Here is a 13,080-nt window from a genome sequence, read left to right on the forward strand (position 1 = left end):
CCTTGAGTTGGGTAAACGATCACTGCGGCTGGGCGGCATCCTGCTGTTGCGAGCGCAAGACGCGGCGCAACACTTTGCCTACTGCCGACTTGGGAATCTCATCGACGAAGACGTAACGCCGGGGGCGTTTGAAACGAGCCAGTCCCGAGTCGATGCAGTGGCCGTCCAGCGTCTCGTCCTGCAACGTCTCGCGACACTTGATGAAAGCGGTAATGACCTCGCCCCACTGCTCGTCGGGCAGGCCGGCCACGACGACCTCTTCCACCAGCGGATGCATCGACAGCACGTTCTCGATTTCCACCGGACTGACGTTCTCGCCGCCGGTGATAATCAGGTCATCGACCCGGCCGGTGACGAACAGATCGCCCTCAGCATCGAAATAGCCGGTATCGCTGGTGAAGTACCAGCCCTGCTTGAGCGACTTCTCATCGGCATCGGGGCGGCGCCAATAGCCTTGAAATGCCTCGTCGCCGGTCATGTCGGCGATGATCTCGCCCTCTTCGCCGACCGGCACGACCTCATCGGGAGAATCGGCGCCGATCCTGACGACCCGAATGCACTGATTGAGCGATGAACGCCCGGAGGATCCGGGCTTGCGGCTGGCGTTCTGATCGATGGTGAAGGTGTAGATTTCCGAGCTGCCGTAATGGTTGACGAACAGACTGGGCTTGAAGGCCTCTTCCACTCGCGCCATCAACCCTGCACTCATCGGCGCACCGGCAAAGCCGAGCTTGTCGACGCTCTTTACGCGGGAGGGGGAAAACTCGGGATGCTCGATCAACATGTGATAAAGCGTCGGCACCAGGTAAAGGTTACTAACGCCCTCACGCTCGATGGCCTCGATGGTCGCCTTAGGATCGAACTTGGGTATGCAGACGAAATGCCCATCGATCAGCGCCATCGACAACAACGAGCGCACGCCCATGGTGTGATACAGCGGCATGACGCCCAGCGTGCACTCATCGTGGCGATACAGGTTCTGCGCCACGTGGGCCAGTGCTGCGGCGCGTTCGACACGATGCAGGCGCGGTACGCCCTTGGGCTTGCCGCTGGTTCCCGAGGTATACAGCATCAACGACACATCCTCGGCGCCGGCACGCAGAATTGTCTCGCCGGTGCCGTCGAGTAGACTATCGAAGAGGACCGCCCCGGCATCGTCGACTTCGCCCGCCACGATGCGTAACAGCGACTGGGCTTCGCGACACGCGCTCACCGCTTCGAAGGCCGAGGTATCGTAGGCGATCGCCTTGACCTCGGCATCTTCGATGCAATAACCGATATCGCTCATCGTCGATCGCCAGTTCAGTGGTGTGACGATGATGCCGGCGAACTGGCAGGCCCAGTGCAAGGTCGCCATCTGCCAGCGGTTCTGCATCACCACCAGCAACCGATCACCCTTGCCTACGCCGAGTCGCCCGAGGGCACGGGCCACGCTCTGAATGTCCGCGTACCAATCGGCATAGCTCTTGTATTGATTGCCGTCGGAAATCGCCGTCGCCTGGGGACGGCGTTCGACCGTAGCGAGAAAACTGCGTCCAAGATCAAACATTGTTGTTCTCCTGTTCGGTATCGCCCTCTTGGAACTGGCGACGCGTAGCAGCCACCTCGAGCACCGCGTTCACGATGCCGGTGTAGCCCGTGCAACGGCATAGATGGCCGGACAGCATGTCGCGTACCTGCGTCTCGGTGGGGGCCGGCACGCGGGCCAGAAATTCACTGCATGACATCAGGATGCCCGCCGTGCAGAAGCCACATTGCAGGGCATGGTGATTATGGAAAGCCTGCTGCAGATCGTTCAGGCCACCGTCTTCGGCCAGCGATTCGACCGTTTCCAGCCGCCTGCCGTGGACCTGTACCGCAAGCATCAGACAGGCGCGGCTGGCGCGGCCGTCGACCAGCACGGTGCAGGCGCCGCAAACGCCATGTTCGCAGCCGATATGGGTGCCGGTGGCACCCATCTCATGGCGCAGAAAATCGCTGAGCTGCATGCGCGGTTCGGCATGGCCGCTGCGTTCGCGGCCGTTGAGGGTAAAAATCACCCGAGTGCGTTGATCAGACTTGACGTGCATTGGCGCCGTCCTCCTGTGGTGTCTCACCGTCGATCAGGCGGATGCCGAGTTCGCGTACCAGATGGCGGCGATAGATCGCCGAGGCGTGGGCGTCATCCTGAGCGTTAAGCGACCAGGCAAACTCGTTGAGCGCATCGGCAAGCTTCTCGCCGTGGGGTAACGTGCGCATGACCGGGCGATCGGCGACGCCGCCCACGCCGAGCTCCACCGCGTCGTCAGCGATGACCGCGGCCAGTGCGACAATCGCGAAATCGCCATGACGCATGGCGATTTCCTGGAAGCGGTAAGCGCGGCCTGGACGCTTGAGGGGAAAGCGCACTTCGGTGATCAATTCATCGGAACGTCGGGCAGTGGTGAGGACGCCCTGGAAGAACTCGCCGGCAGCGACCCGCCGCGATTTGCCCTTGCGCGTCTCGAGCACCACTTCGCCGCCTAGCGTCAGCAGGCACAGCGGCAGCTCGGCACTCGGATCGGCATGCGCGATCGAGCCGCACACCGTGCCGCGATTGCGTGTCTGGGCGTGACCGATCCACGGCATCGCTTGTGCCAGCAGCGGTACCTCGTCGGCCAGTGTCGGGTGCTCCAGCAACTCGGCCTGGGTCACCCCGGCGCCCACCGCCAGGTAGCCCTCGCGGCGCTCGATCGTGCGCAGATCATCGATGGCGGAGATATCGATCAATAGCCTGGGCTCGGCGAGGCGCATGTTGAGCACCGCCATCAGCGACTGACCGCCGGCGATGATACGCGCGGCGTCGCCGGCATCGAACAGCAGATCACAGGCTTCCCGACGCGTCGTCGGCCGGGCGTAATCGAAAGCGGCGGGTTTCATGACTGGCCTCCCTTGCCGGTGACCAGACGCTTGATGCGTTGCCACAGCGAGGCTTTCGGCGCTGCGCCACCCAAATGCCGGGACAGGCGGGTAAATATCTGCGCGATGATCATCTTCGAGGCGCTTTGCAGCATTCGACCGCCTACCGAAGCGACCTTGCCGCCCACCGACGCTTCGTAGTCGTAGTCCAGCCGCGTCTTGCCGCCCTCGATCTCGGTCAGACGAATCTTCGCCGAGCCCTCGGCCGAGCCCATCGAACTGGTACCCGCTCCCGACAACCGCAACGCATGCGGCGGATCGAGATCACGCAGCGCGACGCGCGCATCGAAGCGCGCCCGGATCATGCCCACCCCGACGGTGACGTCGGCGCGGTAGGCGTTCTCGCCGGTCAATTCCAGCGCGTGGCAGCCGGGGATGATGGCCGCCAGGGTGTCGGGATCGAGCAGGTTATCGAAGACCTGGCGAGGCGTTCCGGGTATCTCCACCGAATCACTGGCAGTGAGCAACGATCCGCCCGGCGTCTGCTTGGCTACTTCTTCGCCCACGCCTTCGGGGCGTGGCGGTTCGTCGAACCCCATAAGCGTGCGCACCTTCGAGGGTGTCAGGGGCAGCTCAATATCCTTGATCCCCAGCGCATCGGCCACGCCGTTGGCGACACACACCGGGGTACTCATATTGTTACCCTCACCCACCCCCTTGGCACCCAGCGGGGTGAACGGCGATGGCGTTTCCATGTGCAGAATCAACGGTTCCGGCACCTCGACGGCGGTGGGTACCAGGTAGTCGGCGAACGTGCCGGAAATGAAACTGCCATCGTCGCCGTAGGCGAACTCCTCCATCAGCGCCACGCCCAGCCCCTGAGCGAAACCGCCACGCACCTGGCCGTCCACCAGATCAGGATTGAGCATGCGCCCGGCATCATGCAGGGTGACGTAGCGATCAATGCGCACCGCACCGGTGATTCGGTCGATCTCAACACCGCAGTAATCGAAGATGAAGCCATAACACAGCGAGCTGTTGATCAGGTCGTTATCGTCTGGCGCGACCAGTTCCGGCGGGGTCCAGAACGCGGTTTCACGTAGCCCGCCGGATTCGCTTTCCGGCAAGGTTCCCGGCGACCAGTGGGTGGCGCCGGCGATGCGATGAAACGAGGCCGACGCATCGCCACCGTCGACGAACACCCGCCCTTCGCCGAAACGCACGCGCTCGGCGTCGACGCCCCACTGCTCGGCGGCGATAACCGCCAGACGCTGTTTGATCTTGAGCGCGGCGTTGTAGACCGCGCCGGCTACCGCGCCGGAGAAGCGGCTGGAGTAGTTGCCCGAGGCAATCGACCAGGCGTCCTTGCCGGTATCCAGCTCGACGTTGACGCTAATCGATTCCAGTGGCACACCCAGCACCTCGGCGATGACCTGAGCAACCACCGTGCGATGCCCTTGCCCCTGGGGCGTCGAGGAGACATGCGCGCTGATATCGCCAAGTGGCCCCACGCTGATCGTGGCCGTGCTCACCGCGCCATTCTTCGGCCCGGCCTTGCGCCGCTCCTCGGGGGTCATCGCCGTGGTGATATAGCCCATATTGGAGATCGACGGCTCGACCGCCACGGTATACCCGATGCCATACAGACGCCCGGCACGGCGCGCGGCTTTGCGGCGCTCGAGGAGTTCCGCCAGGCCGCCCTCTTCGATGCCTAGGGCCACGGCCTTGGGATAGTCGCCTGAATCCAGCAACGCGCCGGCAGCGGCGCGGTAGGGAAAGGATCCGCTGGGAATCAAGTTGCGACGAATGACCTCGAGGGGGTCCAGATCAAGCTCGGTGGCAATGCGCTGCATCAACCGCTCGAGCGCGAAATACACCTGCGGACCACCGAAGCCCCGGTTGAGCCCGGTCGGGGTCTTGTTGGTCATTACCACGCGGTTGCGTACTTCGAGATGGCGAATCGCATAGGCGCCCGTCAGGTTGCCATGCATGCGATAGAAGGTGGCCGGCTCCGGCGCGCGCAGGTAGGCGCCGCAATCGTCGAGCTGATCCAGGCGCAATGCGGTGACCCGGCCATCATGCGTGACGGCGGCTTCGACCTCGGTGACCCGGTTGGTGCTCGACGATGACGCCTGCAGGTGTTCGAGACGATCCTCGACCCACTTTACCGGTGCGCCGACCTTGCGTGCAGCCAGGCCCATCATCACCACATAGGGAAACACGCCCTGCTTGATGCCGAAGCTGCCACCGGAATCCGGCGGGGTGCGCAAGCGCAGCAGGTTGCCGGGCACTTTCAAGGCACGCGTCATCACCGAGTGCAATGCGAACGGGCCCTGGAAATTCGATGTTACATCGTAGCCGCCGCTAGCAACGTCGTACTGGGCGAGCACGAAATAGCATTCGATGGGTGTACAGGAGCTACGCGGAAAACGCACCTTGAGAGAAACGCGCCGCTCGGCGGTGTCGAAGGCCGTTTGCGGATCGCCGTAGCAAAAGCGGCGATCGTTGACCACGTTGGCCCCTACCGCCTCGTGGAGTATTACCGCACCGTCAGCAATCGCGGCTTCGGTATCGACCGCCACTGGCAAGGGTTCGTAGCCGACGCACACGCCTTCCAGAGCGTCCTCGGCCAGATAACGGTTCTCGGCGATCACCACGGCGACCGGCTCACCGACATAGCGCACCTTGTCGACCGCCACGCACCAATGATCCATTGGCTGACGCACGCCGACCGGGAAGGGCTGCGCCCAGCGTTTGACGTCGTCACCGGTCAATACGCCATGCACGCCGGGCATCGCCAGCGCCCGGGAAACATCCAGCGATGTCAGCCGTGCATGGGCATGCGGTGAACGCAGCACCGCCGCATGCAGCGTGCCGGGCGGCGTAGCGAGATCGTCGCCATAACGCCCCTGGCCACGCAGCAGCGCATCGTCCTCGACGCGTGTCTGGCGTTTGCCGATATGGCCACTACGCTTATCGAGTGTGGGAGACTCGAACGCGTTCATCCTTTCCTCCACGGTGGCGTTGTTGGAAAGCTGGCCACCTGGAGAGGAGTCTACGAAGGCTGCACGTACTCGACCTTGCCCGTCGGAACGGATGCTGGTCCGTGAATCGGGGCGTTTGCCCGAGAGTCTGATTTGCGACCAATGGACGAAAAACTGTCAAACATCATTCGGTCTACCACGCAGTCTCTAGAAACGCCCAACAAAAAGAGCGGCCCGTAGGCCGCCCCGTCATGCTATCGCTTGCGTGCGATTCAACCGAAGTCGATGCCGATCCGCCGCCCGACTTCCTCGTAGGCTTCGATCACCCCGCCAAGGCCCTGGCGGAAGCGGTCCTTGTCCATCTTCTCGCGGGTCTTTGCATCCCACAAACGACAGCCATCCGGCGAGAACTCGTCGCCGAGCACGATCTCGCCCTTGAACACGCCAAACTCGAGCTTGTAATCGACCAGCAACATGCCGCCATCGAGAAATAGCCGTTTGAGCACGTCGTTGACCTGAAAGGTCAGCGTCTTCATGCGCGCCAGTTGCTCGGGCGTCGCCCAGCCGAATGTCTCGGCCAGCGACTCGTTGATCATCGGGTCATGCAGAGCATCGTTCTTGAGGAACAGCTCGAAGGTCGGCGGGTTGAGTTCACTGCCCTCCTCGACACCCAGACGCTTGACCAGCCCGCCGGCGGCGATATTGCGCACCACGCACTCGACCGGAATCATATCGAGCCTCTTGACCACACATTCGGTGTCGGATAACTGGCTGTCGAAGTGGGTGGGAATACCCGCCGCCTGTAGCTTGCCCATGATGAAGGCGTTGAAAGTGTTGTTGACCATGCCCTTGCGTGCCAGCGACTCCACCCGCTGCCCATCAAAGGCACTGGTATCGTCGCGAAAATGCAGAACCAGACGGTCCGGGTCGTCGGTCAGGTAGACGGACTTGGCCTTGCCGGCGTATAGCGCTTCACGTTTTTCCATGGTGGGGCTCCACAAATCAGTGTCTGAAGACCGCTGCGACTGGGCCTCGGTCATTTTATCCAATTAGCGTCTAACGGTTGTGAGCCACGTTCATGCGACGACCTGCCACTCGAAGCCGACATCCTGCGCGGCGATCAATAGCCGCGTTTCGTCGCCATCGAGCAGTGGCGCCAAGGACTCTCGCGCCAGTTCCGGCCGATTGTTCTGCTCCGAGAGATGCGAGCAGACGATACGCTGCAAGCGATCCAGCCCGACCCGGCGCAGCAGCTCATGCGCCTGGGCATTGGCCAGATGCCCCCAATCGCCACCCACGCGGCGCTTTAGGTGCGGTGGATACGGGCCTTCGGCAAGCATTCTCGGGTCATGATTGCATTCGAGAATCAGCGCATCGCAGCCAGTGAAGGCGTCGATCACATGTGCGCTCGGATGTCCCAGATCGGTCAGTACGCCAAGCCGCCGATCACGGGCGCGAAAACAGAATTGTACCGGCTCGCGAGCATCGTGAGGCACCGTCACCGGGTCGATCTCCAGGCCAGCGATGGCGAAACGCACCTGAGGCACGATCAAGCGATGCCGAGGCACGTCGCCGAGACGACCGGACAGCCAGGTGCCGGCACTCAGATAGACCGGTAAGTCATGACGCCGGGCCAGCATGCCGACGCCACTGATATGATCGCCATGCTCGTGAGTCACCAACACCGCCGCCAGTTGGCGCGGGTGCAGACCGAAACGCGCCAGGCGCCGCTCGGTTTCACGCAAGCCGAAGCCACAGTCGACCAGCACATGCGTCTCGCCATCGCTGACCAGCGTTGCGTTGCCCTTGCTGCCGCTGCCCAGCGAGGCGAAGCACAGCGAGCTTCCTGGCGGCAAGGTCATGTCATTACGGCCACGCTCTTCGGCAAGCAGCATCGCTTTCGGCAAGCCTCTTTGTCATCAGCGCAGTGTGGCGGCCAGCGTATCCAGCAGTTCACGCGCCTCGCCATCGGCGAGCGGCGTGTCTCCCGCCGAGGCAACGGTGACACGGGTTGCATTCTGGCCCGCATCGTTAACCATCAGTCGATACTGGCGTGGCTCGGCGTCACTGCCGAACAGACCGAAGAAGCTGCCGCCGTCGCCTCCATTCGGGGTGTACTCGACCAGGAATTCACCGGCGCTACGGTTCTGATCGAGGAGTTGGCCCTCGTCATCGAAGCTGTTATCAAGCTGATACAGCAACTCCGACCAGGCGCGTTCGAAATCCAGCGCCAACCACAGCTGCCATTCGCCCTGCTGGTTTTCAAGCCGCACCCGATCGACACGTGACAGGTCCTGCGCCGCCAACGATACACTGCGCTCGTCTTCATCGACCGCGCCGAGATAGCCCTGCAACGCCCTCAGACATTGCCCATTGGCGGCGGCCGGGCCTTCACAGCGCACTTCACTGGTGTTGCCACGTAGGCCCTGGCGCACGCGCAGCACCGCCTGGGTCGTTGCGATGCGCCCACGGGAGGCGTCCAGCGCGGTCACCTCGAGCCCATGATCCTCGACGAAGCCCTGCAGCTGTGGCCACACGCTGGCTGGAGCGGAGCTGACCAGCAGCCAGCGGTCGTCGCCGGCTTCGCGCAGCTCGACGAAGCGCTGGTCGCTCTGGGAGCTGACCGCCAGCGATTGCGGGCGCGGCACTTCGAATTCGCCGCTGGCCAGGAAGTCGCTATGCGCATCGGGCACCGGCATGGCGTTCTGGTAACGGCGCTCGGCACGCGTTTCAGGCAAGTCCAGCGGCGCGGTCATCTCGGCGCTGCGGTATTCCTCGTTGCGATTGTAGTAGTAGCCGTCACCGCCACAACCACTTATCACCAGCGCCATGGAAACGGCCAGCGGCATCCATTTGAACAGGGGTCTCATGCATCTACCTTCGTTTGTACGTGCGGGCCGGCTCGGCCTTTAGTCTTCCAGCACACCGGCAAGCTGCAGCGCCTCGCCGACGGTGGAGTGGTATTTCTCTGACAGCCAGGTCAGCGGCAGGCGGATACCCTGCTCGGCATAGCCCATGCGATTGAGTGCCCACTTGACCGGAATCGGGTTGGCTTCGACGCCCAGCCCGGTATGCAGCGGCATCAGACGTGTATTGATCTGGTGAGCCTTTTCGCTATCGCCGGCGACCGCCGCCTTGCACAGCTCGTGCATCGAGCGGGGCGCGACATTGGCGGTCACCGAGATATCGCCATGACCACCCATGAGGATGAATTCGCAGGCGGTGGCGTCGTCACCGGAATACAGCGCGAAATCGCTGCCCTTGAGGCGCTCGACGAGTTCCTCGGCGCGCTCCAGGTTGCCGGTAGCGTCTTTCAAGCCGATGATGTTGTCGACCTCGGCCAGGCGAAAAACGGTCTCGTTGTACAGGTCCGAGCAGGTGCGTCCCGGCACGTTGTAGAGAATCACCGGAAGATCGCCACCCTCGGCCACCGCCTTGAAATGCTGGAACAGCCCTTCCTGGGTCGGTTTGTTGTAGTAAGGGCAGACGGAGAGGCAATAATCGGCGCCGACTTCCTTGGCATAGCGCGCCAGCTCGACGGCCTCGGAGGTGGCGTTGGCGCCGGTGCCGGCGATTACCGGAATGCGCCCGCGGACTTCCTCGACCACGCTGCGGATGACGTCGAAATGCTCGGCGAAGGACATGGTGGTCGGCTCGCCGGTCGTGCCGGCGGCGACGATGGCATCGGTGCCGTTGTCGAGGTGAAAATTCACCAGACGGCGCAACGCCTCCCAATCGATCTCGCCTGTCACTTTCATCGGGGTCGCCAGCGCGACGATGCTGCCTGTGATCATCCTCGAATGCTCTCCTGTCAATCGGGACCCAATCGCCCCTTGGCCATCGTAATCGATATCCAGCCCACGAGCCTGTCGGACAAATGGTACTCAGGCAACGAAAGTCTGTACAGTTACCATCATGCATGAAGCCGTGTTGCGGTCCTGCCTGGTGGCTTTACAGATCGTGCGCGATTGCATGTAATCGTCGCCATAGCTTGCCACGCGACACGACAGATCGCCCCACCATAGTAAGGAGACCGCCATGAGCGTCAGCATCGGACAACCGGTAGCCGATTTCAGCGCAGAGGCCACCAACGACACCGCCGTGGCCCTATCGCAACTAAAGGGCCAGCAAGTGGTGATCTACTTCTACCCGAAAGACAGCACGCCGGGCTGCACCACCGAAGGCGGTGACTTTCGCGACAACAAGGCGGCCTTCGACGACGCCAACACGCTGATCTTCGGCGTCTCGCGCGATGGCATGCGGGCACATGAGAATTTCAAGGCCAAGCAGGCCTTCAATTTCGAACTGATCTCGGACCCCGATGAATCGCTATGTCGACAGTTCGACGTGATCAAGCTCAAGAAGCTGTACGGCAAGGAGCATCTCGGTATCGAGCGCAGCACCTTCCTGATCGACAAGGACGGCAAACTCGCCCGCGAATGGCGTGGCGTCAAGGTGCCGGGGCATGTCGACGAGGTGCTTGAAGCAGCCCGCGAACTCGCTGCCCAATCACGCTAGGCCGTCGCCATTCTTGCGTATCCAGTAGCGGTACTCATCGCCGGCTTCCTCGCGCGCCAGCATTTCGTGGGCACTCTGCGCGATGAACGACTCGAAGTCGCGCCATGAACCGGGATCGGTCGCCAGGACATGCAATACCGCGCCATCGTTCAGGCGCGCCAACGACTGCTTGGCCTTGAGCAGCGGCAACGGGCAGTGCAGGCCGCGCGCATCGAGCACATCATCAGGTTGCAAGGCCATGCTTCCTCCCGGAAAAATGAAAAACCGCTCCGATTTAAAGGCACTTTGTGTGTCGATTCAATGTCCCATGAAGCAATCTCGTACAGAAGCGCTTCATGCTTGAGAGAATGGCCATGCCGCATTCGCTAAAAACAACCTTGCTGGCCGGCGTCCTCGCGCTCGCTCCGCTATCCGCCGCGGCCGAATCCGTTTACGACTACGGGTTGCCCGAACTCGGTAGCGGTGGCACCAGTGTTTCCGGCGGGGAGGAATTTCGTCTCGGTCGCGCCTGGCTGCGCCAGTTTCGCGCCCAGACCCAGAGCTGGCACGATCCCATTGCCCAGGCCTACATCGAATCGCTGATCGCTCGCCTGCTGCCGTATAGCGAAATCGGCGATACTCGACTGATCGTCACTCTGGTCGACATTCGCCTGCTCAACGCCTTCGCCGTGCCCGGCGGCGTGATCGGCGTCAATGCGGGGCTATTCACCTTTGCCGCCGACAAGGATGCCTTCGCCTCGGTATTGGCCCATGAGTTGGGGCATTTATCGCAGCGTCACTACGCACGCCGAATGCAGCGCCTCGAAGAGACCCAATTGCCGACCATGGCCGCCATGCTGGCAAGCATGGTCATCGCCGCCGGCGGCGGTGGCAGCGCCGGCGTAGCAGCGATGATGGGCACCCAGGCGGCCTTCATGCAGGATCAGCTCGCCTATTCACGGCGCTTCGAGCAGGAAGCCGACCGCGTGGGGCTCGAAGCCATGGCCTCGGCCGGCCTCGACCCGCAGGCCATGCCGGAAATGTTTCGCGCCATGCAGCGCCTGACCAACCTGCAAGGCGGCAACCCGCCGGAATTTCTGCTCACTCACCCGGTTACCGAATCGCGCGTCAGCGATACCCAGGCGCGCGCCGATCAACTGACAGCGCGCGGCGCCGCTACCGACGCAGCCGATGGCGAATCGGCCTATGCCATGGTGCGCGCCCGCGCATTGCTCGAACTCAACCGCAGCAACCCCTCGCTGGCGATGGCACAGTTGCGCCAGGATGAGGCACCCAAGATCGCGCTGCGCTATCTGGAGGCACTGACCGCCGCCCAGCGCGGCGATACCGACACCGCGCTCGAGACGCTCGATGCCCTGGCCCGCCAGATGCCCAACCTGTCGATGATTCCGGCCAGCGCCGCCGAAGTCGCCCTGGATGCCGGGCGTCGCGATGCCGCGCTAAAGCGCGCCGAGCGCATTCTGCGCCTGTCGCCGGGCTATCTTCCGGCGCAGATGGTGCGTGCCGAGGTATTGCTACAGGACGCGCCGGCAGAAGCCTTTGAAGTACTGCGCGACATGAGCCAGAGCGAGTCCGAAAACCCGCATGTGTTCACGTTGCTCGCCGAAGCCGCCGGGCGCAGCGGGCACACCGCCTGGGGGCTTCTTGCGCGCGCCGAACAGCTACAGCTGACGGGTCACATCGATCACGCCATCGAACAGCTCGAGGTGGCCGAGGACGCCGCCACCCAGGCCAACGATTTTGTCATGGCCAGCCGCATTCAGGAGCGACGCGAGGAGTATCTGGAGTATCGCGAAACGCTACGCGAGTTCTGAGAGAAAAGCGCCTGCGCTCGCGGGAGCATGCCGAATCGGCCCTATCCACGCGAAACATCAGGGAGCCTATAATGATACAAACGGGGTTCACTCCTCTGTTTCGGCCGGGAAAATGCAATGGTCCTGCAGTGGTTGTCACGGCGGCTCGCCGCCTATCTTACCAAGCCAATTACCAGTCCTTCGATCAGAACGTCTACCTATGAGGCGCTTGGCAAAAGTCTTCAACCGGGTGATGTTCTATTGGTGGAAGGCAACGCCCGCATCAGTGTTGCTATAAAGTACCTTACCCAATCCACCTGGTCTCACGCAGCGTTGTACCTGGGTCCGGGCTGCGGATTGGGTGACGCTGCGAACGGCGAGCCTCATGTCCTTATTGAGGCCGACCTGGAGCAAGGAATACGCCGCTTACCCTTATCGTTTTACCGACAAACGCATACACGCATATGTCGCCCGGTGGGGTTGGATGAAAGAGACATTGCCACTCTGCGAACTTATGCACTGGGCCGCCTGGGAGATCAATACGATCTGAAAAACGTCTTCGATCTCGTTCGTTACCTTTGGCCAACGCTACCCGTGCCGGCCAGACACCGGCATAAACTGATGGTTTTCGGCAGTGGCGATCCCACAAGAACCATCTGCTCGACTTTTATTGCAGAGGGGTTTCAGCTGCTGCGTTACCCGGTCTTGCCCATTGTCGAATCGTCGCCATCAGGCGACCCGGCTTGCCGGAATGGTGGGCCTGAACGCTTCAGTCTCCGCCCCTACCGGCTCTTCACGCCCCGGGATTTCGATGCCTCCCCTTACTTCCGGATTATCAAACCAACCCTGGAGGAAGGCTTCGATTACCGGACCATCGAGTGGCAGGACACATAGCCCCGCGCAATTTA

General features: G+C 62.4%; 12 protein-coding genes. 3 read left to right on the forward strand and 9 right to left on the reverse strand.

Annotation, left to right across the window (positions count from 1 at the left end; translation table 11 throughout):
- Positions 1-19: 19 nt before the first annotated feature.
- The 8 genes from BLR92_RS08245 to dapA form a co-directional block, all read right to left on the reverse strand.
- A complete protein-coding gene (locus BLR92_RS08245; protein ID WP_089727408.1) occupies positions 20-1,549 on the reverse strand; it encodes an AMP-binding protein in 1,530 nt (509 codons plus the stop codon).
- Complete coding sequence (locus BLR92_RS08250; protein ID WP_089727410.1) at positions 1,542-2,069, reverse strand: (2Fe-2S)-binding protein; 528 nt, start codon at positions 2,067-2,069, stop codon at positions 1,542-1,544. The genes BLR92_RS08245 and BLR92_RS08250 overlap by 8 nt, the downstream gene beginning before the upstream one ends.
- Complete coding sequence (locus tag BLR92_RS08255; RefSeq protein WP_089727413.1) at positions 2,053-2,898, reverse strand: FAD binding domain-containing protein; 846 nt, start codon at positions 2,896-2,898, stop codon at positions 2,053-2,055. Before BLR92_RS08255 ends, BLR92_RS08250 begins: the two co-directional genes overlap by 17 nt.
- Positions 2,895-5,882 carry a xanthine dehydrogenase family protein molybdopterin-binding subunit gene (locus BLR92_RS08260; RefSeq protein ID WP_089727415.1) on the reverse strand — a complete coding sequence of 996 codons (2,988 nt, stop codon included), beginning with the start codon at positions 5,880-5,882 and terminating at the stop codon, positions 2,895-2,897. Before BLR92_RS08260 ends, BLR92_RS08255 begins: the two co-directional genes overlap by 4 nt.
- A gap of 251 nt (positions 5,883-6,133) precedes the next feature.
- A complete protein-coding gene (purC, locus tag BLR92_RS08265; protein WP_089727417.1) occupies positions 6,134-6,847 on the reverse strand; it encodes a phosphoribosylaminoimidazolesuccinocarboxamide synthase in 714 nt (237 codons plus the stop codon).
- Between the two features lie 90 nt (positions 6,848-6,937).
- Positions 6,938-7,723, reverse strand: a complete 786-nt coding sequence (locus BLR92_RS08270) for an MBL fold metallo-hydrolase (protein WP_089727523.1) — start codon at positions 7,721-7,723, stop codon at positions 6,938-6,940.
- Positions 7,724-7,780: 57 nt separating this feature from the next.
- Positions 7,781-8,731 carry an outer membrane protein assembly factor BamC gene (gene bamC, locus BLR92_RS08275; RefSeq protein ID WP_089727419.1) on the reverse strand — a complete coding sequence of 317 codons (951 nt, stop codon included), beginning with the start codon at positions 8,729-8,731 and terminating at the stop codon, positions 7,781-7,783.
- Between the two features lie 39 nt (positions 8,732-8,770).
- Entirely contained in the window at positions 8,771-9,655 is an 885-nt protein-coding gene (gene dapA, locus BLR92_RS08280; RefSeq protein WP_089727421.1) for a 4-hydroxy-tetrahydrodipicolinate synthase, read from the reverse strand.
- Positions 9,656-9,899: 244 nt separating this feature from the next.
- On the opposite strand from dapA, the gene BLR92_RS08285 reads away from it, so the two are divergent.
- The gene (locus BLR92_RS08285; RefSeq protein ID WP_089727426.1) at positions 9,900-10,379 is read left to right on the forward strand and encodes a peroxiredoxin; all 480 of its coding nucleotides are present in this window, start codon (positions 9,900-9,902) and stop codon (positions 10,377-10,379) included.
- Here BLR92_RS08285 and BLR92_RS08290 read toward each other — a convergent pair.
- The gene (locus BLR92_RS08290; protein ID WP_089727427.1) at positions 10,371-10,619 is read right to left on the reverse strand and encodes a sulfurtransferase TusA family protein; all 249 of its coding nucleotides are present in this window, start codon (positions 10,617-10,619) and stop codon (positions 10,371-10,373) included. The two genes, BLR92_RS08285 and BLR92_RS08290, sit on opposite strands and share 9 nt — an antisense overlap.
- Before the next feature lie 113 nt (positions 10,620-10,732).
- Here BLR92_RS08290 and BLR92_RS08295 point away from each other — a divergent pair, with 113 nt between their 5' ends.
- Positions 10,733-12,193 carry a M48 family metalloprotease gene (locus BLR92_RS08295; RefSeq protein WP_089727429.1) on the forward strand — a complete coding sequence of 487 codons (1,461 nt, stop codon included), beginning with the start codon at positions 10,733-10,735 and terminating at the stop codon, positions 12,191-12,193.
- 117 nt (positions 12,194-12,310) lie between these two features.
- Positions 12,311-13,066 carry a YiiX/YebB-like N1pC/P60 family cysteine hydrolase gene (locus tag BLR92_RS08300; protein ID WP_089727431.1) on the forward strand — a complete coding sequence of 252 codons (756 nt, stop codon included), beginning with the start codon at positions 12,311-12,313 and terminating at the stop codon, positions 13,064-13,066.
- The last annotated feature ends 14 nt before the right edge of the window (positions 13,067-13,080 follow it).

The sequence above is a fragment of the Modicisalibacter muralis genome (genome assembly GCF_900102945.1).
In the GTDB taxonomy this organism is placed as follows: domain Bacteria; phylum Pseudomonadota; class Gammaproteobacteria; order Pseudomonadales; family Halomonadaceae; genus Modicisalibacter; species Modicisalibacter muralis.